This window comes from Saccharothrix xinjiangensis, from assembly GCF_039527585.1.
In the GTDB taxonomy this organism is placed as follows: Bacteria; Actinomycetota; Actinomycetes; order Mycobacteriales; family Pseudonocardiaceae; genus Actinosynnema; species Actinosynnema xinjiangensis.
The window spans coordinates 159,893-183,647 of record NZ_BAAAKE010000002.1; the positions used below are offsets into that span (position 1 = coordinate 159,893).

At 73.7% G+C, this 23,755-nt stretch carries 15 protein-coding genes; 2 read left to right on the forward strand and 13 right to left on the reverse strand.

From position 1 onward, the window contains the following. Positions 1–5: 5 nt before the first annotated feature. Positions 6–1,040, forward strand: a complete 1,035-nt coding sequence (locus ABD223_RS06060; protein ID WP_344034895.1) for a LacI family DNA-binding transcriptional regulator — start codon at positions 6–8, stop codon at positions 1,038–1,040. A 123-nt stretch (positions 1,041–1,163) separates the two neighbouring features. Here the strand turns inward: ABD223_RS06060 and ABD223_RS06065 are convergent, their stop codons facing one another. From ABD223_RS06065 to ABD223_RS06120, 12 genes are all read right to left on the reverse strand, one after another. Continuing rightward, positions 1,164–2,531 (reverse strand): GH1 family beta-glucosidase, encoded by a 1,368-nt coding sequence (locus tag ABD223_RS06065; protein WP_380645720.1) that lies wholly within the window; start codon positions 2,529–2,531, stop codon positions 1,164–1,166. A 56-nt stretch (positions 2,532–2,587) separates the two neighbouring features. After that, positions 2,588–3,517 carry a carbohydrate ABC transporter permease gene (locus ABD223_RS06070; protein WP_344034897.1) on the reverse strand — a complete coding sequence of 310 codons (930 nt, stop codon included), beginning with the start codon at positions 3,515–3,517 and terminating at the stop codon, positions 2,588–2,590. Positions 3,518–3,522: 5 nt separating this feature from the next. Next, on the reverse strand, positions 3,523–4,419 hold the full coding sequence (locus tag ABD223_RS06075; RefSeq protein ID WP_344035369.1) for a carbohydrate ABC transporter permease: 897 nt from the start codon (positions 4,417–4,419) through the stop codon (positions 3,523–3,525). Between the two features lie 83 nt (positions 4,420–4,502). Further along, the gene (locus ABD223_RS06080) at positions 4,503–5,789 is read right to left on the reverse strand and encodes an extracellular solute-binding protein (protein ID WP_344034898.1); all 1,287 of its coding nucleotides are present in this window, start codon (positions 5,787–5,789) and stop codon (positions 4,503–4,505) included. Positions 5,790–6,269: 480 nt separating this feature from the next. Further along, complete coding sequence (locus tag ABD223_RS06085; RefSeq protein WP_344034899.1) at positions 6,270–8,774, reverse strand: ABC transporter permease; 2,505 nt, start codon at positions 8,772–8,774, stop codon at positions 6,270–6,272. 5 nt (positions 8,775–8,779) lie between these two features. Continuing rightward, on the reverse strand, positions 8,780–9,532 hold the full coding sequence (locus ABD223_RS06090) for an ABC transporter ATP-binding protein (protein ID WP_344034900.1): 753 nt from the start codon (positions 9,530–9,532) through the stop codon (positions 8,780–8,782). 325 nt (positions 9,533–9,857) lie between these two features. Next, a complete protein-coding gene (locus ABD223_RS06095; protein ID WP_344034901.1) occupies positions 9,858–12,836 on the reverse strand; it encodes a helix-turn-helix transcriptional regulator in 2,979 nt (992 codons plus the stop codon). Between the two features lie 199 nt (positions 12,837–13,035). After that, a complete protein-coding gene (locus ABD223_RS06100; protein WP_344034902.1) occupies positions 13,036–15,363 on the reverse strand; it encodes a chitinase C-terminal domain-containing protein in 2,328 nt (775 codons plus the stop codon). Positions 15,364–15,470: 107 nt separating this feature from the next. Then, positions 15,471–18,320 carry an AfsR/SARP family transcriptional regulator gene (locus ABD223_RS06105; RefSeq protein ID WP_344034903.1) on the reverse strand — a complete coding sequence of 950 codons (2,850 nt, stop codon included), beginning with the start codon at positions 18,318–18,320 and terminating at the stop codon, positions 15,471–15,473. A gap of 527 nt (positions 18,321–18,847) precedes the next feature. Next, complete coding sequence (locus ABD223_RS06110; protein ID WP_344034904.1) at positions 18,848–19,504, reverse strand: DedA family protein; 657 nt, start codon at positions 19,502–19,504, stop codon at positions 18,848–18,850. Between the two features lie 272 nt (positions 19,505–19,776). After that, positions 19,777–19,968, reverse strand: a complete 192-nt coding sequence (locus ABD223_RS06115) for a DUF397 domain-containing protein (protein WP_344034905.1) — start codon at positions 19,966–19,968, stop codon at positions 19,777–19,779. A gap of 17 nt (positions 19,969–19,985) precedes the next feature. Beyond that, positions 19,986–20,834, reverse strand: a complete 849-nt coding sequence (locus ABD223_RS06120) for a helix-turn-helix domain-containing protein (protein ID WP_344034906.1) — start codon at positions 20,832–20,834, stop codon at positions 19,986–19,988. 170 nt (positions 20,835–21,004) lie between these two features. Between ABD223_RS06120 and ABD223_RS06125 the strand changes: the two genes are divergently transcribed. Then, complete coding sequence (locus tag ABD223_RS06125) at positions 21,005–21,325, forward strand: hypothetical protein (RefSeq protein ID WP_344034907.1); 321 nt, start codon at positions 21,005–21,007, stop codon at positions 21,323–21,325. A gap of 179 nt (positions 21,326–21,504) precedes the next feature. Here ABD223_RS06125 and ABD223_RS06130 read toward each other — a convergent pair whose 3' ends face one another. After that, entirely contained in the window at positions 21,505–23,709 is a 2,205-nt protein-coding gene (locus ABD223_RS06130) for a SulP family inorganic anion transporter (RefSeq protein ID WP_344034908.1), read from the reverse strand. Positions 23,710–23,755: the final 46 nt, after the last annotated feature.

Consider the following 23,755-nt stretch of genomic DNA (forward strand, 5'->3'; position numbering starts at 1 on the left):
TGCCCGTGTCCGTCCAGTCGCACTCAGGCACCCGACCCACGCTGGAGGACGTGGCCGCGCGGGCGGGCGTCTCCCGTGCGACGGCCTCGCGGGTGCTCAACGCCTCCCCCAGGGTCAGCCCGGAGGCGCACGAGGCGGTCACGGCGGCCGTGGTCGAGCTGGGCTACCAGCCCAACCACGCGGCGCGGGCGCTGGTGACGCGGCGCAGCGGCGCGGTCGCCGTGGTGTTCTCCGAGCCCGAGCCGAAGATCTTCGACGACCCGCACTTCGCGTGGCTGATCCGGTCCGCGGCGCGGGCGCTGGCGGACGCCGACGTGCAGATGGTGCTCATGCTGGTGCACTCGCCGCAGGACCAGGCGCGGGCCGAGCGGTTCCTGGCGGGCGGTCACGTGGACGGCGCGCTGATGTTCGCGCCGCACAAGGGCGACCAGGTGCTGCTCGCGGCCCGGAAGCTGCCGCTGCCGGTGGTGTACGCGGGCCGGCCGTGGGGGTCGCTGCGCGGCATGCACCTGGTGGACCACGACAACGAGGGCGGCGGGCTGCTGGCCACCGAGCACCTCATCTCGATGGGCCGCAAGAGGATCGTCTCGGTGACCGGGCCGCTGGACGAGCACTCGGCGCGGGACCGGCTGGCCGGGTGGCAGCGGGCGGTCGGCGCCGACGACGAGACGACCGCGCTGATGACCGAGGAGGGCGGCTTCTCCCGCGAGGGCGGCAAGCGGGCGATGGAGGCGCTGCTGGCGCGCGTGCCCGACCTCGACGCGGCGTTCATCGCCTCGGACCACATGGCGGCGGGCGCGCTGGACGCGCTGCGCGAGGTCGGGAAGCGGGTGCCGGAGGACGTCGCGGTGGTGGGCTTCGACGACCACCCGATGATCGCGCCCCACACGTCCCCGTCGCTGACCAGCGTGCGGCAGGACACCACCGAGCAGGTGCGCCACATGGTGGCGCACCTGCTGCGGTTGTTGCGGGACGAACCGGTCAAGGCGAGGCGGGAAGTCCTGCCGACGTCGCTGGTCAAGCGCGAGTCCGCGCCGTAGGCGGTGGGGGCCGGCACCGTGGTTCGAGGGCCGCCCGGCTCGGCCGGACAGCCCTCGACAGGCCTCCCCGGACAGGTCCTGACAAGTCCTGGGCAGGCCCTCCACCGGCCCCGCCCCGAGCCGTCAGCCCAGGTCGTAGCCCTGCGCCGGCACGGCGTTCGCGCCGATCACCCGCGCCAGCGCCCGGCCGCTCCCCTTCACCGTCCGCACCTGCGTCCCGTAGTCCACGTGCACGATGCCGAACCGCTGGCTGTACCCCGCCGCCCACTCGAAGTTGTCCAGCAGCGACCACGCGAAGTACCCGCGCACGTCCACCCCCGCCTCCAGCGCCGCGTGCACCGCCCGCAGGTGGTCGACCAGGTACCTGGTCCGCTGCTCGTCCACCACCTCGCCGTCCACGACCCGGTCCGGGAAGGCCGACCCGTTCTCCGTGATCACCAGGGGCACGGCCACGTCGCGCCCGAGCCGCTCCAGCAGGGCGGTGAACGACGACGCCCGCACCTCCCACCCGAAACCGGTGACCTCGCCCCGCGGCGGCAGGAACTCCACGCCCCGCAGGCCCGGCCACGGCCCTTCCGCGACCACCGACGGGTCCGCCGCCGAGGCCACGCGGGTCGGGCTGTAGTAGTTCACGCCCATCCAGTCGACGGGGGTCGCGATCACGTCCAGGTCGCCGGGCCGCACCGCGGCCGCCCAGTCGCCCAGCCACGCGGTGTCGGCCAGCACGTCCTCCGGGTACCCGCGACCGGCCAGCGGGTCGAGGAACAGCCGGTTCTGGAGGCCGTCGACCTTGCGGGCCGCCTCCTCGTCCTCCGCCAGCGCCGCGCAGAAGTTCAGCACGATGGAGAACCGGTGGTCTGCGGGCGCCTGGGCGCGCATCGCCCGCAGCGCCAGCCCGTGCCCCAGCAGCAGGTGGTGCGCCGCCTCCAGCGAGCCCTTCGGGTCGACCACGCCGGGCGCGTGGACGCCGCTGGCGTAGCCGAGGAACGCCGAGCACCACGGCTCGTTCAGCGTGGTCCACTCCCGCACGCGGTCGCCCAGGTGGGCGTGCGCCAGCGCCGCGTAGTCGGCGAACCGGTGCGCCGTGTCGCGGTCGCGCCACCCGCCCCGGTCCTCCAGCGCCTGCGGCAGGTCCCAGTGGTAGAGCGTCACCACGGGCTGGATGCCGCGCCCCAGCAGCTCGTCGACCAGCCGGTCGTAGAACGCGAGCCCGCGCGGCTCCACCGGGCCGGACCCCTGCGGCTGGATGCGCGGCCACGCCAGCGAGAACCGGTACGAGCCGAGGCCGAGCGACGCCATCAGCTCCACGTCGGAGGCGTAGCGGTGGTAGTGGTCGCACGCCGGGTCGCCCGTGTCACCCCCCAGCACCGCGCCCGGCCTGGTCGCGAACGTGTCCCAGATGGACGGTCCCCGGCCGTCCTCGGTGGTCGCGCCCTCGATCTGGAACGCCGCCGTCGCCGCGCCCCAGGTGAAGCCGGGCGGGAAGCGCAGCAGGTCGACGTCGACCGCCGGGTCCGTCGTGGTCGCCGGAAAGTTCACCGAGAGATTCACCCCTTCACCGCGCCCTGCATGATGCCGCCGACGATCTGGCGGGCCAGCAGGACGAAGATCGCCACGACCGGCAGCACCGCGAGCGACGCGCCGGACAGCATCAGCGAGTAGTCCGTGTAGTAGCCGCTGGCCAGCGTAGACAGCGCCACCTGCACGGTGGGGCTGTCGTTCGGGTCCAGCACGATCAGCGGCCAGAAGAAGTCGTTCCACGCCGTCATGAACGTGAACATGCCCATCACCGCCGCCTGCGGCCGCACGGCCGGGAACGCCACGTGCCAGAACGTCCGCAGCACGTTGCAGCCGTCCACCCGCGCCGCCTCGACCAGCTCGTACGGCACCGACTCCTCGCACGCCTGCCGCATCCAGAACACCGAGAAAGCGCCGATCAGCGCGGGCACGACGACCGCCTGGAGCGTGCCGTACCAGTCGAGGTCGGACATCAGCATGTACAGCGGGATCACGCCGAGCTGCGTGGGCACCATCGACGTGCCGACCACGACCAGGAACAGCGAGTTGCGGCCCCGGAACCGCAGCCGCGCGAACGCGAACCCGGCCAGCGTGCCCAGGACGACGTTGCTGATCGCCACCGTGCCCGCGACCACCAGCGAGTTCTGCATGGCGAGCCAGAAGTCGACGGTGTCGAAGACCCGGGTGAGGTTCTCCACCAGGTTGCCGCCCGGCACCAGCGACGGCACCGCGTCGCCGAGCGCCGAGTTGTCCTTGCTGGCGATCAGGAACGAGTAGTACAGCGGGAACACCGACGCGAGCAGCACCACGACCAGCAGCGCGTAGGAGAGCGGGCCCGCGTGCGCGACGGAGAAGCGCGACGCGCCGCGCGGCGCTCTGCCGGAACCCTTGCCGGGAGCCCTGCGCGGCGCCTCCCGGGACGCCTCCCGGGTCGTCTCCCCGGGCGCAACGACCGCCATCCGCCTCACCCCTTCGACGCGATGCGCCGCGCCACCGCGAAGTTGACCAGTGCCACCACGAGCACCAGCAGGAACAGCACCCACGCGATGGCCGACGAGTAGCCCGCGTCGAACAGCCGGAAGCCCTTCTCGTACAGGTACATCACCAGGGTCTGGAACTGCCGGTCGTCACCGCCGGTGCCGGTGGCCGTGCCGCCCGGGTCGAACAGCTGCGGCTCGACGAACAGCTGCATGCCGCCGATGGTGGACACGATGACGGTGAACAGGATGGTCGGCCGGATGCTGGGCACCGTGATGGACCAGAACACCCTCCAGCGGGAAGCGCCGTCGAGCATCGCCGACTCGTACATGTCCTTGGGCACCGACTGCATGGCCGCCAGGAAGATCAGCGCGTTGTAGCCGGTCCACCGCCACATGACCATCGAGCTGATGGCCAGGTGCGAGGCCCACGTCTCGGCGCGCCAGTCCACCGGGTCGATCCCCACCACGCCGAGCAGGTGGTTGACGATGCCGAAGTCGCGGCCGAACAGCTGCGCGAACACCAGCGCGACCGCGGCCACCGAGATGACGTTGGGCAGCAGCACGCCCGCCCGCCAGAACGCCCGGCCGCGCAGCCCCCGGTCGAGCAGGGCGGCCAGTCCGAGCGCGGCCAGCAGCTGCGGGATCGTGGACAGCAGGAACAGGCTGAGGGTGTTGCCCAGCGCGTTCCAGAAGTTCTCGTCGGCCAGCAGCTCGGTGTAGTTGGCCAGGCCGGTGAAGCCCTGGTCGCCGTCGATGAGCTGCCAGTCGTGCAGCGAGACCCACGCGGTGTAGAGCAGCGGGTAGAGCCCGAAGACGCCGAACACCAGGAAGAACGGCGCGACGACCAGGTACGGCGTGTACCTGGTGTCCCAGCGCCCCAACCGGTCCCGCCACGACGGCCGCCCGGCGGGGGGCGGGACGGGGCCGGCGCCCCGCCCCGCCCCCGTCCGCTCCGGTGCGACCGTCACTTGATCGCGTCCCGGGCTTCCCGGACCGCCTGGGCGAACGCCTCGGCGGTGGACTGCTTGCCGCTCTCCACGCGGGAGAGGGCGTTGTTGAACACCGGGGTGACGACCGAGTCCTTGGTGCCGCGGTAGGTCGGCTGGAGGCTCTCCGCGGAGTTGCCGAAGATCTCGCCGACGGGCGCGGAGTTGAAGTACTCGTTCTTGGTCGCGGTGACCTCGGGGTCCTGGTACGCGGCGGGCTCGCTGGGCAGGTTGCCGGTCTCCTTGAAGATCCGCTTCTGCTGCTCGGGCGCGGTCAGCCACTTGGCCAGCTCGTAGGCCTCCTCGGTGTGCTCGCCCTGCTTGGGCACGGCCAGGAACGAGCCGCCCCAGTTGCCGCCGCCACCGGGCGCGGCGGCCACGTCCCACTTGCCCGCGGCCTCGTCGCCCGCGCCCGCCTTGATCAGCGCGAGGGCCCACGCGGGGCAGGTGGTGGTGGCGAAGGACGCCTGCTTGAGGGCGACGTTCCAGTCCTGGCTGAACGAGGCCAGCGCGCCGGTCTGCTTCTTCTCGCCCAGGGTGGCGGCCAGCTCGAAGGCCTCCTCCACCTTGGTGTTCCGGTCACCGATGAAGGAGTCGTCGGCCTTGGCGAAGTAGCCCTCCTCGGTCTGGTCGAGGATCGCCTTGTAGACGTTCTGGGCGGTGTCGACGAACTTCTTGTCCGGCGTGGCGGCGGTGAAGGTGTCGGCGACCTTGAGGTAGTCCTCCCAGGTCGGCCACAGCTTGCCGACCTCCTCGCGCTCGGTCGGCAGGCCGGCGGCCTGGAACAGGTCGCGGCGGTAGCACAGGGCGAGGCTGCCCATGTCGGTGCCGAGGCCCAGCACGAAGTCGCCGTCGTCGGTGGTGCCCTGGTTCCACTTCCACGGGGCCCACTGGCCCTCCAGCTCCTTGGCGCCGTGGTCCGCCAGGTTGACGAACTTGTCCTTGGACTGGCGGAACTGGGCGATGGCGCCCTCTTCGATGGCCACGATGTCGGCCGCGCCGCGACCGCCCGCCAGCTGGGTGGCCAACTGCGTGTGGTGCTGCTCCATCTTGACCGTGCGCTGCTCGATCTCGATGGTGGGGTGCGCCTGCTGGTACTCCTTGATCAGGCCGGCGTACCCGAAGTCGGAGAAGACCCCGATCGTCAGCTTGATCTTGCCGTCGTCGCCGGCCCCACCTCCCCCGCCACCGCACGCGGCCACCAGGGTGGCGACCATGGTGACGGCCGCGACTGCTGTCGCCCGACCGACCGGGATCCTGCTCATCCGTCCTCCTCGACGCGTTCGCCGGCTCTCGCCCCGACGTCATGAGAGCGCTCTCATGAGAGCGCTCTCACACTCGGGCGGACGGCGCGGTATGTCAACGGGGACCGGTACTACGACATCGTTCCGTAACTTTCTGAATCGCTACGGAGCGCGGGGAGTGACGTCGCGTGACAGCGGGTGAGTGCCGGGAGCGGCGCGGGCGGGGTGGCCCGGCCCTCGCTCGGGCCACCTCGCACCTGGGTAGAGGGGCGTCGGGACGGGACGGGACGCGCGGGCCGGAAGTTTCCCGCGACCGCCGGGTCGTCCCGGCGCCCCGCACCCGTGAACCGGTGTCCTCCGCCGACGCGCTGCCCGCCGCGGGATCCGGGGCGGGTGGTCGACGCCGCCCGTCCTTCGCGGACGGGCGGCGTCGTGGAACTGCTCGGGTGTGACGCGCGGCGGCCCGCACCCTCCCCCGAAGGGGGTGCGGGCCACCGCGGTTCACGCCTCGGCGATCCCCGCGATCACCGAGGTCCGCGCGGCGCGCCGGGCGGGCAGCGCGGCGGCCAGCACCGCCGCCACCACGGCGGCCACGAGCATCACGCCCAGCTGCCCGAACGGGACGACCAGGTCGATCGAGACGTCGTCGGAGGACACCGCCCGGTTGATCACCCAGCCGAAGCCGACGCCCAGCGCCAAGCCGATCGCCGCGCCCATCAGGGCCATCAGGATCGACTCGATGACCAGCATCAGCCGCAGCTGGCCCCGGGTCAGGCCGAGCGCCCGCAGCAGCGCCGACTCGCGGGTCCGTTCGAGCACCGACAGCGTCAGCGTGTTGGCGATGCCGAACAGGGCGATCACCACGGCCAGGCCGATCAGCGCCCAGATGAACGCGAGCACCTGGTCGAGCTGCCGGCTCAGCTGCTCCTTGGTCTCCGCCGCGCTGTCCAGGACCGCCAGCGGCGAGGCGTCGGTGACGGCCTCGATCGCCGCGCGGCCGCCGGTCGCGCCGTCCCGGAGCTTGATCATGACGCTCTCGTGGCCCTCGGCGGCCGACTCGAACCGCCGCGAGGTCTCCAGGGTCATCACGCCGTCGGCCAGGCGGTTGCCGGTGGCCACCGCGACCACCCGCAGCGACTGCTCGCGGCCGTCCCGGTCCTTGACCACGAGCGTCGAGCCGACCGACAGGCCCTCGTGCTCCGCGTACTCCTGGCGCAGCGCGACCGTGCCGTCGACCAGGTCGTCCAGCGACCCGCTGGTCACGACGGGCCGGAACAGGCTGCCCAGCGCGTCGCGGCCGATGCCGGTGAAGTAGGCCCGGTCGGCGTAGACGGTGGTGGTCGGCGCGACCTGCTCCACCTGCGGCACGGCGGCCAGCCGGCCGGCCAGCTCCTCCGGCAGCGGGCGGTCCCAGACGGACGAGGTCACCGTGTAGTCGGCGGGCATCCGCTCGTCGACCTGGGCGTTCGCCGTCTCCCGCGCGCTGTTGGCGACCACGGTCACCAGCGACACGATGGTCACGCCGATCATCAGCGCGGCGGTGGTCGCGGCGGTGCGCTTGGGGTTGCGGCCCGCGTTGGCCGAGGCCAGCTTCGCGGGCACGCCGAACAGCGCCCGCGGCAGCGCGCCCAGCACCCGGTTGACCGGGCCGACCAGCAGCGGGCCGAGCACCAGGACCGCGCCGAGCAGCGCCATCGTGCCCGCGCCGCTGACGTAGGCGGCGGCCTCCTCGCCGTTCATGGACAGGCCGAAGGCGATCGCGCCGACGCCGGCGGCCGCGAGCAGCACGGCGGTCAGCACGCGCAGCAGGCTCGTGCGGGAGATTTCCTCGCCGCTGTCGAGCTGGCTGCGCAGCGCGGCCACCGGCGCGACCCGGGTCGCCTTGCGGGCGGGCAGCACCGCGGCCAGCACGGTCACCAGCGTGCCGACCGCGAACGCGGCGGCCACGGTCGTCACCGACACCGGCAGCAGCACCTCGCCGGAGCCGCCGTCGAACGAGTTGATCACCTTCTGGAGCAGGGCCGACACGCCGAGCCCGCCGAGCAGGCCGATCACCGACGCCACCAGGCCCATCACCACGGCCTCGGCCAGCACGCCGCGGAACACCTGGCCGCGGCTCGCGCCGACGCAGCGCATCAGGGCCAGCTCGCGGGTGCGCTGGGCGATCAGGATGGTGAAGGTGTTGTAGATGACCATGGACGCGACGACCAGGGCGATCAGCGCGAACGCCAGCAGCACCGTGGTGAACTCGCCCGCCTGCGAGCTGATCCGCGCCAGCTGCGCCTGCGTCACCTCCTCGCCGGTGCGGAAGCTGAGCCCGTCCTCGCCGAGGGCGCCGCGCAGGTCGTCCACGAGCCGCTGCTGCGCGACGCCGGGCGCCGCCGCGACCACCACCTCGTACGGCAGCTCGTCGCGGCTGAACTCCGCGAAGGCGGCGGGCGGGAGCACCACGTGGTCCCCGCCCATCATCGCGATCTCGGAGCCGCCCTGCGTGTAGGTGCCGACCAGGGTGAAAGAGCGCCGGGAGTCGTCCTGGCCCAGCAGCTCGACGGACTGGCCGACGGCGAGCTTGGAGGTCTCGGCGGTGCGCGCGTCGACCGCGATCTCGTCGTCGGCGGTCGGGTAGCGGCCCTCCGCGATGTCGTACTCGCGCAGCTCCGGCGTGGTGGCCAGCGGCACGGCGTACGCCTGCCTGGCCTTGCCGTCCGCGGCGATCAGCGGCACCGGCGCGGTGGCGCGCGGGTCGGCGCCCGCCACGCCCGGCGCCCGGCGGATGGCGTCCAGCTGCTCCGGCGTGATGCCCCTGGCGTCGCTGGAGCCGGACAGGCTGACCGAGGCGTCGACGTTGCGGGCGCTGCGGGCGAACTCGTCGCGCAGGCTGGCGTTCATCGCGTCGCCGAGCACCAGGGTGCCGGTGACGAACGCGACCCCGAGCGCGATGGCGACCGAGGACAGCACGAGCCGCGCGGTGCGGGCCTTGAGACCCGCGATGATCGTGCGCAACATTCAGGTCACGCACCCAGGTGCTTCAGGGCGGACAGCACGGAGTCGGCGGTCGGCTCCTGGATCTCGCCCGCCAGCCTGCCGTCGGCGAGCAGGACCACGCGGTCGGCGTAGGACGCGGCGACCGGGTCGTGCGTCACCATGATCACCGTCTGGTTGAGCTTGCGCACGGACATGCGCAGGAAGTCGAGCACCTCCGCGCCGGAGCGCGAGTCCAGGTTGCCGGTCGGCTCGTCGGCGAACACCACGTCGGGGCGGGCGACCAGGGCGCGGGCGCAGGCCACGCGCTGCTGCTGGCCGCCGGACAGCTCGCTGGGCTTGTGCTTGAGGCGGTCGCGCAGGCCGAGGACGTCGACGATCGTGTCGAACCACTCGCGGTCGGGCTTGCGGCCCGCCAGTTCGAGGCCGAGCAGGACGTTCTGCTCGGCGGAGAGGGTCGGCAGCAGGTTGAACGCCTGGAAGACGAAGCCCACGCGGTCGCGGCGCAGCTTGGTCAGCTCCTTGTCGCCCAACGAGGTGATCTCCGTGCCGCCGATGTGCACGGTGCCGTCGTCGACGTTGTCGAGCCCGGCCAGGCAGTGCATCAGGGTGGACTTGCCGGAGCCGGACGGTCCCATGATGGCGGTGAACCGACCGGCCTGGAAGGCGACGCTGACCCCGTCCAGCGCCCGGACGGCCGTGTCGCCCTTGCCGTACACCTTCACCAGGTTCGCGGCCGCGGCGGCGGTGCCGGTCCCGATGTCGGACACCAGTGCGGACATGCTCCCTCATTCCCTAGACCAACCGAACTGGGATGAAGCTATGTCCCCCGCGCCTCACCAGTCGTCACCCCGCCGCCCGACCTCCGCTTCACCCCCCGGTCTGACCCGCCCTCAACCTCCAGTCTGACCCGCGTGTCCTCCGCTCAAGCATCGCGTGTCCTCCACTCGGACACCGCGAGTCGACCGCTCGCGCACGACACGCCGGTGGGTCGCGCGTCGCGAACGCGAAATTCGTGGTGCCGGAGTGGAGGACACGCGGTGCCGGAGTGGAGGACACGCGATGCCGGAGTGGAGGACACGCGATGTCCGAGCGGAGGACACGCGGTTAGTCGGGGAGGTCCAGCAGGCCCCGGTCGAAGGCGTTGGCCACGGCTTCGGCTCGGCGGGTGGCGCCCAGCTTGGCCATGACGCGGCTCACGTGGACGCTCACGGTCTTCTCGGAGATGTGGAGCTCCTCGCCCACCTGGCGGTTGGTGCGGCCCCGGGCCACCAGTTCCAGGACGGCGCGCTCGCGCGGGGTGAAGGGGTCCACGCGGTCGCGCGGCCCGCCGTCCCCGAGGGGCACCCGGGCCCGGCGGGCCACGGCGGTCAGCGCCGCGCGCAGCGGGGCCGCGCCGAGGCGGTCGGCCACCGCGCCCGCCGCCCGCAGCTCGACCACGGCCTCGTCGCGCCGGTCCGCGCCCAGCAGCGCCTCGACCAGCCGCCACCGGCACACGGCCTGCTCGAACACCGCGCCGAAGCCGAAGCCGTCGACCGCGCGGCGCCACAGGTCGGGCGAGCCGGGGCCCGTCAACCTCGACTCCTCGGCCACCGCGCGCGCCAGCCACGCCCGGCCCTCCGGTCCCAGCTCGCCCGTGCGCGGCGCCCCCAGCTCCGCCGTCGACCGCGCGTGCGCCAGCAGCTCCCGACCGGCCGCCACCGCCGCGCCCTCGGCCTCCCGCTCCCGCCGCCGGCGCGCCCGCGCGGCCAGGTCGGCGTGCCCGGCGATGCCCAGCGCCGCCAGCCTGATGCCCGCGAGGAACCACTCGTCCTCCTGCCGCGACCACTCGATGGCGTCCGCGACCAGCTCCACGGCCACCTCGGGCTGCCCGCGCCACAGCGCCAGCTCGGCCCCCGTGCCGCCGGTGATCAGCGCGATCCGGGGGTCGCGGCGCCAGTCCGAGCGCAGCTGCCCGATCACCCGCTCCGCCTGCTCGAACTCGCCCCGGCCGACCGCCACGTGCGTGCCCGCCGCCGCGAGCCGGGCGGACGCCGCGCTCGACCCGCGCAGGCCGGGCGGTTCGGCCGCGTCCGCCGCGTCGTGCCACTCGCCGACGCAGTACCAGGCCAGCACCTGGAGGATGCGCAGCTCGATGCCGAAGGAGCTCCACGTCAGCCCGGTCGCCCCGGCCCGCGCCACGCCCTCGTCGAACACCCGCGCGGCCTCGGCCGGCTCGCCCAGGTCGTAGTGGTGCAGCCCGAGGGAGTACCGGGCGCGCAGCTCGGTGCCGACCGCGTCCGCGCCCATCGCGCACGCCACCGCGGAGGTCAGGTGCTCCCGCGCCCGCGCCACCTCCCCCGCGGACTCGTCCAGCAGCCCCAGCGTGGTCAGCGCGTCCGCCACGGCCGGCTCCGCGCCCGACGCGCGCCCGTCCGCCACGGCCGGCTCGGCCCGCTCCCGCGCCTCGGCGTACTGCCGGCGGTGCCGCAGCTCGGCCGCCCACACGGCCAGCACCCACGCGCGGGCGGGCGACGCGGGCCGGTCCCGGACCAGCCGCCACGCCTCCTCGACCGCCCGGTAGCCCTCCTCGTCGTGCCCCTCCAGCACCGCGCACGCCTGCGCGTGGCGCAGCCACGCCTCGGCCGCGCCCTCCGGGTCCGACGGGTCCGCGATCCGCGTGCCGGTGCGGGCGAACGCGATGGCCCGCTCCGGCTGCCCGGCCGTGCCCGCCGCCCAGGACGCCCGCCGCACGAGCACCAGCTCGGTCACGTCCTCCGGCCGCGCCTCGGCGGGCACCGCGGCCCACAGCTCCAGCGCCCGCTCCAGGTGCCGCAGCGCCTCGGCGGGCGCGCCGGTCGCCTGCGCCTCCCGCGCCGCCTCCACCGAGGCGCGCAGCGCCCGCGGCAGGTCGTGCGACTCCAGGCCGTGGTGGGCCAGCGCCGCCGCCACGCCGCGCCCGCCCGTGGACGCCAGCCGGTCCGCGTACGCGGCGTGCAGCCGCACCCGCTCGCCGGGCAGCAGGTCGTCGTGCACGGCCTCGCGCAGCAGCGCGTGCCGGAACGCGTAGACCTCGCCCCGCTCGACCAGCAGCACGTGGTGCCGCACCGCCTCGCGCAGCGCGCTGTCGAGCGCCACGTCGTCCATGCCGGCCACGGCGCGCAGCAGGTCGTGCCGCACCGAGCGGCCGCCGACCGACGCGACCCGCACGACGTGCTGCGCGTCCGCGCCGAGCCGCTCGACGCGGGTCAGCAGCACCTGGGCCGGCGTCCGGGGCACCCGGCCGTCACCGCTCGCGACGGCCGCGATCAGCTCCTCGGCGAAGAACGGGTTGCCGTCCGAGCGCTCGGCCACCTCCAGCGCCACGTCGTCGGGCAGGCCGTCGGACAGGGCCGCGACCAGCGACCGCGCGTCGATCGCGCTCAGCGGGGTCAGGTCGAGCCGCCGCACGGCGGGCAGCCGGACCAGCTCGGTGAGCAGGGGCCGCAGCGGGTGGCCGCGGTGCAGGTCGTCGGAGCGGTAGGTGGCGACCACCAGCAGCCGCTGCGCGCGCAGCCGGGACAGCAGGAACCGGAGCAGGTGGCGGGTGGAGGCGTCGGCCCGGTGCAGGTCCTCCAGGACCAGCAGCACCGGCCGCCGCCCGGCCAGCTCGCCGAGCAGCCCGTGCACCGCGTCGAACAGCCGGAGCTCGGCCACGTCCTGCTCGGGGCCGCGCCCGACCGGCACGGACGGCAGCCCGGACACGGCGCGGCTGCCGTCGTGCCCGACCGGCGGGGCCGGCTCGGGCAGCAGCAGCCCGAGCGCGGGCCGGGCGGCGACGTCGAGCAGGCCGGCCTCCCGCAGCTGCCCGAGCGCCTCGGTGAAGGGCGGGTACGGGAGGCCGGTCCCGCCGATGTCCGGGCACCGGCCGGTCAGCACGAGCGCGTCGCCCGCCGCACCGGCCAGCTCGTCGACCAGCCGGGTCTTGCCGACCCCCGCGTCGCCCGCGACGAGCACCGCGCAGGCCTCGCCGCGGGCCGCTTCGTCGAGGGCGACGCGCAGCCTGGTCAGCTCCCGGCAACGCGCCACCAGCGGAATTCCGGAACCGAGACGTGCCACACCAGGCATGTTGTCACACCTCGGACGGCCTCACGGGTGATGATTCCCCGACCGCCGTCACCTCGCTGTTCGCCACCACGGCACGCGCTCGGCCCTCTTCCCGCGGGCACGGTCCGGTCGTTCACGTGGTCCGAGGGGGTGGTTCCCTTACCCGCCGCCGTAAGGGATGGGCAGGCGGCGGGTAAGGGGTGATCGGGGGCGCTGGGGATCAGCAGGCGCCCAGGTCGCGCCACACCCCCCACTCGCCCGTGGCGCCCGGCTCGTCGCCCTGCGTCCACCACTTGGCCTGCCAGCGCTTGCCGCCGTGCGAGACCTCGTTGCCGCCGTTGTAGACCTTGGCGCGGTCCCACGCGGGCGCGGTGCAGCTCGGCTGCTGGCTGGTCGTGGTGGTCGTGGTGGTGGTCGTCGTAGAGGTGGGGTCGGGACCGCCCGTGCCGGCGCGCGGGTGGTCGGAGGCGATGGCGTAGGACTTGCCGCCGAAGGTGAGCTTGAAGTTCGACGGCGAGGCGATCGGCAGCTGGTAGCTCAGCGCGACCTCGACCGACGCGCCCGGCGCCAGCGGCTGCCACGCGGGCAGGGTCAGCTCGACGTGCTGGAAGTCGCCCTTCAGCCCGCCGACGTTGGGGCCGGAGTGGCCCTTGGCGGTGACCCGCAGCCCGAACCCGGACTGGTCGGCCATGCTGCCCGGCGCGCTGGTGCCGTGGTCGAACTCGACCTTCGTGCCGCCGGGCACGGTCGTGGTCGAGTTGTTGGTGATCCTGAGCTTGGGCGTGATCGGGTAGTTGTTGTCGCCGAGCGCGAACCCGGAGACGGTGGCGGACACGTTCAGCACGTCGGCCGGCGCGACGCCCGCGGCCTTGCGGTTGCCGTACGGCGCGGCGCCGCGCAGCCCTTCGTCGATCTTGGTGAGCAGCGTGTCGCCGACGGTGTACTGGCCCTTGGCCGCGTCGAAGCGGTAGTCGCCGGCCAGCTCCCAGATCATGATGCCGCCGATGCCCTTGTCCGCCACGTACTTCGCCTTGGCCGCGATGGACTGCTCGTCCTCGGTGGACAGGAAGACCTTCTTGTCGGCGTTCCACAGCCACGGCGCGGTGAGCGTGCTGTCGTAGGACCTGCGGTAGGCGCCGGTGAGGCGGTCGGTCGGGTCGTTGGCCGGGTCGAGGCCGTGCTGCGCGAGGTAGTCCGGCGTGATGCCGTTCTCCAGGTTCTTGGCGTGCCACATGGGGTTCACGCCGCTGGGCACCTCCGCGCCGCCCGCGGTGCTGTCGTGCCACAGGTTGTCGATGCCGACCGCGCCGTTGCCGCAAGGCGTGGTCGAGCCGACCGCGGAACCAGTGCCGGGCGGGCACTTCGTCTGGTCGGGCAGCGCGGCGCGGCCCCACAGGCCGTTGGCGCCGCCGGTGACGCCCTGCCAGCCGCGGGTGTAGAACGGGACGCCGATGTTGATCCGGCCTGCCTGCATGGCGCCGCGGTAGTAGTGGTAGGACCAGTCGGTGTTCAGGTAGCCCATGCCCTCGTACTGCGGCGCGGTGTAGACGCCGCCCGCGGCCAGCTCGCCGTCCTTGCCGTCGTCGTACAGGGCGGCGTTGGGGCCGACGAAGTGGTTCCACGAGCCGTGCAGGTCGTAGGACATGATGTTGAGGTAGTCCAGGTATCGGGTGACCTGGTAGGCCTCCTGCCCGCGCAGCAGCCAGCCCGAGGCGGGCACGGCCGCGGTGAGCAGGTAGTGCCTGCCGTCCTGGGCCGACGCGCGGTCCAGCTTCTCGCGCAACGACTTCATGATCTTCTCGTAGCCCGCCCACAGCGTGCCGCGGTTGGCGTTGGAGATCCAGAAGTCGTCCGGGTTGCCCGCGTGGTTGTTCGAGGTGGCGTACTCGTAGTCGATGTCGACGCCGTTGAAGCCGTACTTCCGGATGAACGCCACGGCCGAGTCGGCGAACGCGTCGACGGTGGCCTGGGGCTGAGCACCGAGCTTGTAGAAGCCGCCGCTGGCGTTGCGCGTGCCGTCGGGGTTGAGGAAGCCGCCCGTCTCGGCCCAGCCGCCCACGGAGATCAGCGTCTTCACGTTCGGGTGCTGCTTCTTGTGCTTGTTGAGCAGGTTGAAGTGGCCCTTGTAGGGCAGGGCGGGGTCGAGTTCGACGCCCGGCCACGTCATGCCGGTGGCGGGGTTGTCCGGGCCGTCGGGGCCGACCGACACCTGGTTCTGCGCGTTGACGTGCGCGAACGCGTAGTTGAGGTGGGTGACCTTGGTCCACGGGATGTCGGACGCCAGGTACGCGGGCGTGCCGTTGCGCCCGGTGCGCCAGCTGGAGAAGTAGCCGATGACGCGGCGGGAGTGGTCCGGGCCCATCAGCTCCCGACCCTCGGCGTCGTAGACCGAGCAGTACGGGACGGCGACGCCGGGGGTCTGGTAGAGGCCGTCGGGGCGGCACTCCTCACCCGCGGCGGCGGCCGTGTTCGGGGACAGGACCGCGACGGCCAATCCGGCCACCGCGGCGAGGGAAGCCAACAGCGGCAACAACTTTCTTCGGGACACGACGGGCACCTCCTGCACCAGGCGGCGACCTCGACGCAGCGTCGTGAACGTAAATAGGTCTAGACCTTCCTGTCAATAGGTCCAGACCACTCAACCGATCACGCGGCTCAGACCGCGGTGGCCGCCCGCGACCGCGCCAACCGCGCCCGCACCTGGTCCGCCTCCGTCGCGTCCAGCTCGGTGAACAGCGCCACCGCGCGCTGCCAGTGCGCCACCGCGCCCGGCCGCCCCTGCCGGTCGAGCACCACCGCCAGCCGGTCGTGCGCCACCGCCTGGTGGTACGGGCTGGCCGCCGCCGAGGCCACCGACAGCGCGGTGCGCGCCGACGCCAGCGCCTCCGCGTCGTGCCCCGACTCCAGCAGCACCATCGCCAGGTCGGTGTGGCACGTCGACTCGCCGCACTGCTCGCCGACCTCGCGGTACATGCCCACGGCCGTGCCCAGCCACGCCCGCGCTTCGTCGTACCGGTGCGACGCCAGGTGCAGCAGCCCGAGGTTGTGGTGCGCGTTCGCCTCGGCCCACCGCGACCCGGCCAACCGGCTGACCTCCAGCGCCTCCCGGTAGGACGCCTCCGACTCGTCCACCCGGCCCAGGCCCTGGAGCATGTCCGCGACCGTGGTCAGCGCCCGCGCCTGCGCGTTCACGTCACCCGACGCCCGCGCCACCTCCAGCGCCTCCCGGTGCCGGGCCAGCGACTCGTCCACCCGCCCGAACTGCGCCAGCGCGATCCCGGAGTTGAACAGCATCACGAACTTCGCCTCGGGGTCGCCCAGCTCCGTGGCCGCCCCCAGCGCGGTCTCGGTGGTGCGCAGCCACGTCGACCGGTCGGCCCGCAGCCAGAAGAACCGCGACAGCGTGTACGGCAGCTGCCACGCGTGCACCAGCCACGCCCGCTCCCCGCCCTCCGCGGCCAGCTCGGCGGCGGCGATGACGTTGGCCTGCTCGGAGTCCAGCCACGCGAACGCCTCGGTCGAGCCGGTCAGCTTCGGCACCTCGGCGGGCGGGTGCTCGGGCGCCAACCGCACGCTGTTGCCCCGCGCCACCGGCAGCCGCCCGTCCGCCAGGTCCGCGCAGTGCAGGTAGTAGTCGAGCATCAGGCCGGTGGCCGAGCGCCGCTCCTCCGCAGCCAGCTCGGCGGCCAGCGTCCTGGTGTAGACGCGCACCAGGTCGTGCGCGACGAAGCGGCCCGTCTCGTTCACCGACAGCAGGTTCGCGGTGGTCAGCGCGTCCAGGGCGCGCAGGGCCTCCGAGACCCGCACGCGCGCCATCGCGGCGACCACGAACGCCGTCACGTCCGGCCCGGGGTGCAGGCCCAGCAGCGCCAGCAGGCGCGCGGGCAGCGGCGACAGGGCCCGCCGCGAGGCGTCCAGCGCCGCCCGCACCGTCGAGTCCTCGTCCTCCAGGCCCAGCGCGGCGAGCCTGCCGTGCTCGTCGTCCAGCTCCGCGACCAGCTCCGACACCTTCAGCGCGGGCGACACCGCCAGCCGGGCCGCGGCGATCCGCAGCGCCAGCGGCAACCCGTCGCACAGCACCGCCAGCCGGCGCAGCGCGGCGGTCTCCTCGCCGTCCCGCCCGGCCACCCGGCCCACCACGGCCACCGACGCGTCCACGTCCAGCATGTCCAGCTCGACCAGCCGGGCCTCCGCGTGCGCGACCAGGCCGACCAGCCGCCGGCGCGACGTGACCACCACGCACGACGGCGGTCCGGGCAGCAGCGGCAGCAGCTCGGTCGAGCCGCGGGCGTTGTCCAGCACCACGACCATGCGCCGGTCCGCGATGAGCGTGCGGAACAGCGCCGACCGCTCCTCCACCGCCACCGGGATGTCCGGCGACGGCACGCCCAGCGCGCGCAGGAACCGGTTCAGCACCTCGCCCGCCCCCAGCGGCTCCCGGTTCGGGTCGTAGCCGTGCAGGTCCACGTAGAGCTGGCCGTCCGGGAAGTCCTCGCGCACCCGGTTCGCCCAGTGCAGGGCCAGCGCCGTCTTGCCGACGCCCGCGGGGCCGGTGACCACCAGCACCAGCCCGCCGCCCGGGTGCTCCGCCAGCAGGCCGTCGAGCCGCGCCAGCTCCGCGTCGCGCCCGATCAGGGACACCGACGCGCGGGGCAGCTGCGCGGGCGTGATCGGGACCGCCTGCGCCGGTTCCGCGGCGGGCGACGGCATCGGCCTGGTCGGCGGCTCCGGGTTGTCGCCCGACAGCACGGCCTGGTGCAGCTTGCGCAGCTCCGGGCCGGGTTCCACGCCCAGCTCCTCCACCAGCACCCGGCGGGCCTCGCGGTAGGCGGCCAGCGCCTCGGCCTGCCGCCCGGCCTGGCACAGCGCGCGCATCAGCAGGCCGTGGCCGCGTTCCCGCAGCGGGTGCTCGGCGACCAGCGAGGTCAGCGACGGGATCTGCTCCGCGCCGCGCCCGATGAGCAGCATCAGCTCGGCCCGCTCCTCCAGCACGGCGAGCCGCCGCTCGACCAACCGGCCGCGCTCGACCTCGGCGAACAGCCCCGCGACCCCGCCCAGCGGCTCGCCGCGCCACAGGGCCAGCGCCTCCTCCAGCGCGGTGGCGGCCGCGACCAGGTCGCCGGAGGCCCGCAGCCGGTTCGCGGCCACGACGCCGCGCTCGAAGTCGTCCAGGTCCACCGCGGTCGGCTCGACCCGCAGCAGGTAGCCGTCGCCGACCGAGGTCAGCAGCTCGGCCGGCGCCCGGCGGGCGCGACTGGGCTCCAGGGCGCGGCGCAGGCCGGCCACGTAGGTCTGCACGAGGTTGACCGCGCTGCTGGGCGGGTGGTCGCCCCACACCGCCTCGATGATCTGGTCCCGGCTCACCGGGGTGTTGCGGGCCAGCAGCAGCACCGTCAGCACGGCGCGCTGCTTGGCGGCGCCGAGGTCGACCTCCCCGCCGCCGCGCACCGCCCTGAGCAGGCCGAGCACCTCGAACCGCAAGTGCTCCCCGCCGCCCTTGTCCACCGACCGATCCCCCGCCGAAGTGCCTCGCCCACGACGAAGCCTAGGAGATCACTTCAGTCCGGCTCCAGTCGTCCTGTAGCCGCATTCTTACGCTAAGCGTGTCCGACCAACCACACAGGGCGAACCCCGGTGGGGGAGGTTGGACCAGACGGCGGAACACCCGCCGGTCTCCAAGAACGACGAGGGCGTGCCGGCGTGCAAGGGGCATCCAGCCCGCGGCGGCGGAACGCCGGCCCGCCCTCGTCCCTTGAACCACCGGAGCGGGCCACCCGGTAGGGGGTGGCCCGTCTCCCTTGCCCTCCCCCAGTGAACGGGGCCGTGGTCGGGACCGAACCCCCGACCACGGCCCCTTCGCGTCGCGCCGGCACCTCCCGTGCCAGTACCTCCCGCGCCGGCACCCCTCGCGCCGGCACCCCTCGCCTCGACGCATCTGGCCTCGACACCCCGATCCTGCGGTCCGGGCTCCGCGGCCCCTGCCCCCTGGCCCCGGCCCCTTGGCCCCGGCAGGGCCCCGGCAGGGCGATCGCTCAGGCGACCTCCTCCAGCTCCCGAGCCTGCCCCTGCCCCTGCCGCGGCGCGGCCTTGCGGCGCTTGCGCAGCGCCACCACCCCGCCGACCACCACCGCGAGGCCGAGCAGGACCCACATCACACCGCTGAACACCGACTCGACGTACTTCGCCGAGGCCCCGGCGGCCGAGCCGATGGCGATGTGCAGCGCCGACCAGCTCACCGCGCCCGCGATCGAGGCGGGCAGGAACCGGCGGTACTCCAGCTCGCAGGCGCCCGCGCTGGCCGGCACCAGGGTCCGCACCACCGGCATGAACCTCGCCACGAACACCGCCCACGCGCCGCGGCGGCGCAGCAGCTCGCCCGCCCGGTCCCAGTGCTCCTGCCCGAGCTTGCGCACCAGCCGGCTGTCGCGCAGCCGGTCGCCGTAGCGGCGGCCGAGGAAGTAGCCGATGTTGTCGCCGGCCACGGCGCACACCGACACCACCAGCCACATGACCAGGAACCTCGGCACGGTGGTCGCCGTGGTGGAGGCCAGCAGCAGCGCGCCCTCGCCCGGCGCGATGAAGCCCACGCCGAGCGTGCACTCGGCCAACGTCAACGCGCCCGTCACCGCCAGCACGGCGGGTTGGGGCAGGCCGGCCAACCCCTCCAGGGCATCGGTCAGCAAGGCCATGGTCCTCGTCCCCCCGGGAGTCCGCTGCGGTCCGTGCCGCTCGACGGCGGTGGCGGTCGTCGCGCAGGTCAGGGCCGTCACGTTCCGGCGGATCAACCGGTCGGGACCGCACCCGCTTCACTCGTTCCGGGGGAGAGTTCACCCGATCAGGCGGGAGGGGCGCATCGGACCACGGTCGGACCGCGCACCAGACCTCAGTCGTACGGGTTTTGGACAGAAGTCAGGGGCGCGCCCTCGGGCACGCCCCTGACCGCACCGCCCGACCGCGCGGTTCAGCGCAGGTCGAATACGCCGTTCTTCGCGGTCAGAACGAATCGCGACCACTGCGCGAAACCGAAGCCGAGACCGCCACCGGCCCTGTTCTTCGAATCGCGCACGCCCGCACCCGCCGCGTCGAGCGCGATTTCCACGCACTCCGGCCCGGCGGCGGACGACCGACTGCTCTTCCGCCACTCTCGTTGCATGGCAGTTCACTCCTGGTTCAGGTGAGCTCGCACGCCACCTGCTCGATCAAGGCGGCCGAAGCCACCGGGTCGAGCGATTCGGCGCAGAGCCGCGCAAACATGTTGGAATACCTGGCGACGTCGGTGACCTGTTCTAAATAGACGTCACTCCGTGAGCTTTCGATGTATACCACGTCCGGGTCGAGTTTCCCCGGAAATGTGAGGATCACGAAGGGGCCGTCCATCGCGGCGTGACCGCCGGCGGCAAAAGGAGCGACTCTGAGGGTGACGTTCGGCAGGTCGCCGATCCGGTTCACCCGCCGCACCTGTTCCGCCATCACCTCGCGGCCGCCGACCACCCGGCGCAGCGCCGACTCGTCCACCACGACGTCCAGGCGCAGCGGGTCGTCCTCGGTGAGCAGGGCCTGGCGGGCCTTGCGGAGCTCGACGCGGCGGTCGACCTCGGCGGGCGCGGCGCCCGGCAGGACGTGCCGGATCAGCGCCCTGGTGTAGGCCTCGCTCTGGAGCAGGCCAGGGATCACCAGGCCCTGGTAGGTGCGCACGGACTCGGCGTCGGCCTCGAACCCGACGTAGCGGCCGGGCGCGATGTCGCCGAACTCGTCCCACCACGCCCGGCGGCGGGCCTCGCGGGCCAGTTGCACCAGCTCGTCGCGGGTATCGGGGTCCGCGCCGTAGGCGGCGAGCATGTCGCGGACGTCGCGCGGGGTGACGCCGACCCGGCCGGTCTCGATGCGGCTGATCTTGGACGCGGAGCACTCCAGGCGCTCGCCCACCTCCTCGATGGTCAGCTCGGCCGCCTCGCGCAGCCTGCGCAGCTCGCTGACCAACCGGCGTTTGCGCAGCGTCGGGCTACTCCCCCGGGACATCCGCACCTCCTCGTGCGACGGCGGCCGATCGGGACTTTGATCAGTTCCAGTGTGGGGCGGTTCGCAGATGGAGCAAAGAGTCGTCATCCATTCGTGTAGCGCAACTTGCAGGTGGCTGGTGACCGCACGCAGGCTTCTGGGCACCCAGACCACCGGAAGGAGCGCCGAAGGTGTCCGGCACGGTCTTCAGCCACCTCGACAAGTGCCTGCGCGAGCACCTGGCCACGCTGGTCCACCTGGCGTCGACCGGCGACGACGAGACCGCGGCGGACCTGGCGCGCAGCGAGCTGCCGCGCGTGGTGGCCGCGGTCAAGGCCCTCCTCGACGAGCACACCCCCGACGACCACGGCCGCTGCCCCACCTGCCGAACCCGCTGGTGGCGCCGCCGCCTCCCGTCCCCGTGCCGCGCCTACCTCACCACCCAGCTCTGCCTCACCGTCTTCGACGACGGCCCCTCCGGCAACCGCGAACACCTCCGCCGAGCCAGCTGACCCCCGCGCGTGTCCTCCACCTGGACATCGCGTGTCCTCCACTCAGACACCACGAACCGCACGTTCCCGTTCCCCGGTGCGCTACCCGCCCGGCCCGAGTGGAAGACACGCGGTGCCGGAACGGAGGACACGCGGTGCCGCAGTGGAGGACACGCGATGCCTGAGTGGAGGACACGCGGTCAGGTGTGGACTGGGCGCAGGGCGGCTCGGGTCGGGTCCACCAGGTAGACGCGGGCCTCGGAGATGTCGAAGTACATGCCCACCAGGCGCAGCGCGCCCGCGGCGACGGCCTCGCGCACGCTCGGGTAGGTCATCAGGTTGTCCAGCTGCTGGGCGATGTTGGCGACGGCCAGGTGTTCGAGGACGGGCAGGTCCGACTCGGCCGCGTGGAAGCGGATCAGGCTCGGCTCGGCGGCGCGCAGCCACTCGTGCAGCTGCGAGCCCGGCCGGGCCGAACCGTTGACCAGGGCCTTCATCGCCCCGCAGTCCGAGTGGCCGCACACCGCGACGGTCTCGACCGCCAGCACCTCCACCGCGTACTCGATCGCCGCGCCCACCGAGTGGTCGCCGCCCGGCGGCACCAGGTTGCCGATGTTGCGCACGCAGAACAGGTCGCCCGGCCCGCTGGTGGTGATCAGGTTCGGCACCACCCGGGAGTCCGCGCACGTGATGAACAGCTGCCGCGGGCGCTGCCCCTGCGCGGCCAGCTCCGCCAGGAACGGCCGCACCAGCGGCGCCGTGGTGCGCTCGAACTCGTGCATCCCGCGGATCATCGGGTCGGCGTCCTCGCGCTGCCGCGGCACGGTCACCGCGCGCTGCCGCTGCCAGTGCGACCACGGCGCGAACCACCTCGGCAGCGGCGACAGCGGCGTCTTGCGCAACGCCGGGATGCCGCGCGTGGCCTTGCTGAACCACGTGTCGTGGACCTCGTCCACCTCGACCTGCCCGCCCAGCCGCTCGTAGCCGGTGCGCCACTCGTCGATCGCCTCGTACGCGCCGTGGTCGAGGAAGTCGAGGTGCAGCTCCAGCACCACCCGCTGCCCCAGCGGCACGGACCGCAGCCCGCGCACCAGCCGGCCCGCGCCGAGGAACACCAGCGAGCCCCGGACCACCACCCGGTAGCCGTCCGGCTCGGCCTCCACGCGCACCGACGTGCGGGTCAGCCGGTGCAGCGACCGCAGCGCCGCCACCGCGACCCCCATCAGCACGCCCTCCACCAGCCCGAGGGCCACCACGCCCAGCACCGTCACCGCGTACGCGCTGAACTCGCCGTGCCGCCACAGCGCCCGCATCCGCCGCACGTCCACCAGCCGCAGGGCGATCACCAGCAGCACGCCCGCCAGCGCGGCCAGCGGGATCAGCTCCAGCAAGGCACCGAGCGCCAGCACGAACACCGCGATCCACAGGCCGTGCAGCACTGCGGACGCCCTGGTGCGCCCGCCCGCCGCCACGTTGGCGGAGCTGCGCGCGATCGCCGCGGACACCGGCAGCCCGCCCAGCGCGCCCGCCACCGCGTTGGCCGTGCCCTGGGCGACCAGCTCGCGGTCGAGGTCGGCGCGCGGCCCGTCGTGCAGCTTGTCGATCGCGACGGCCGACAGCAGGGATTCCACGCTGACCACCACGGCCACGGTGAGCACCGCGAACACCACGCCGCCGATGCCGCCGTCGGGCAGCCGCGGCAGCACCAGCCCGGCCAGCGGGTCGTCGGGCAGGTCGACGCGCGCCACGTCGAGCCCGCCGGTCGCCACCGTCGCGGCGAGCACGGCCACCAGCGGCGCGGGCACGAGCGCGGCCCGCGGCAGGCGCGGCCACAGCAGCATCACCGCGACGGTGAGCGCCCCGACCAGCACGGCGGTCCAGCTCACCTCGGTCGTCAGCACCCGCGCCAGGTTGTCGGGCACGGTCGTGGCGGCCGTGCCGCCGAGGACGACGGCGAGCTGGCCGACGGCGATGCTCAAGCCGAGGCCGGCGAGCATCCCGTGCACCACGGCCGGTGACAGCGACAGCGCCACCCGCCCCAGCTTGACCAGGCCGAACACCACCTGCACGACACCGGCGGCGAGCGTGATGGCGGCCGTGGCGGCCCAGCCGTGCTCCGCGACGATGCCGGCGGTGATCACCACCATGCCCGTCGACGGCCCGCTGACCGCCAGCGGCGCGCCGCTGAGCGCGCCCGCGACCAGACCGCCGACGACCGCGGAGACCAAGCCGGTCACCAGCGGCGCGCCGGTGGCGGCGGCGATGCCCATCGACAGCGGCACGGCCACCAGGAACACCACCACCGAGGCGGGCAGGTCGTGGCGGAGCACGCCGACGAGGCCCCCCGGTGGGCCCGCCGTGGTGTGCTCGCCGGCGTGGGACTTGGTGGGGCGTGGACGGTTCATCGCACGGTCCTTCCGAGCAGCGAGGGATCGCCCCGCGCGGTGGTGC

Excerpts from the sequence above, each read along its gene's own strand:
- ABD223_RS06130 (WP_344034908.1), bottom strand. The coding sequence starts at position 23,709 with ATGAACCGTCCACGCCCCACCAAGTCCCACGCCGGCGAGCACACCACG.
- ABD223_RS06085 (WP_344034899.1), bottom strand. The coding sequence starts at position 8,774 with ATGTTGCGCACGATCATCGCGGGTCTCAAGGCCCGCACCGCGCGGCTC.
- ABD223_RS06120 (WP_344034906.1), bottom strand. The coding sequence starts at position 20,834 with ATGTCCCGGGGGAGTAGCCCGACGCTGCGCAAACGCCGGTTGGTCAGC.
- ABD223_RS06115 (WP_344034905.1), bottom strand. The coding sequence starts at position 19,968 with ATGCAACGAGAGTGGCGGAAGAGCAGTCGGTCGTCCGCCGCCGGGCCG.
- ABD223_RS06110 (WP_344034904.1), bottom strand. The coding sequence starts at position 19,504 with ATGGCCTTGCTGACCGATGCCCTGGAGGGGTTGGCCGGCCTGCCCCAA.
- ABD223_RS06095 (WP_344034901.1), bottom strand. The coding sequence starts at position 12,836 with ATGCCTGGTGTGGCACGTCTCGGTTCCGGAATTCCGCTGGTGGCGCGT.
- ABD223_RS06080 (WP_344034898.1), bottom strand. The coding sequence starts at position 5,789 with ATGAGCAGGATCCCGGTCGGTCGGGCGACAGCAGTCGCGGCCGTCACC.
- ABD223_RS06070 (WP_344034897.1), bottom strand. The coding sequence starts at position 3,517 with ATGGCGGTCGTTGCGCCCGGGGAGACGACCCGGGAGGCGTCCCGGGAG.
- ABD223_RS06090 (WP_344034900.1), bottom strand. The coding sequence starts at position 9,532 with ATGTCCGCACTGGTGTCCGACATCGGGACCGGCACCGCCGCCGCGGCC.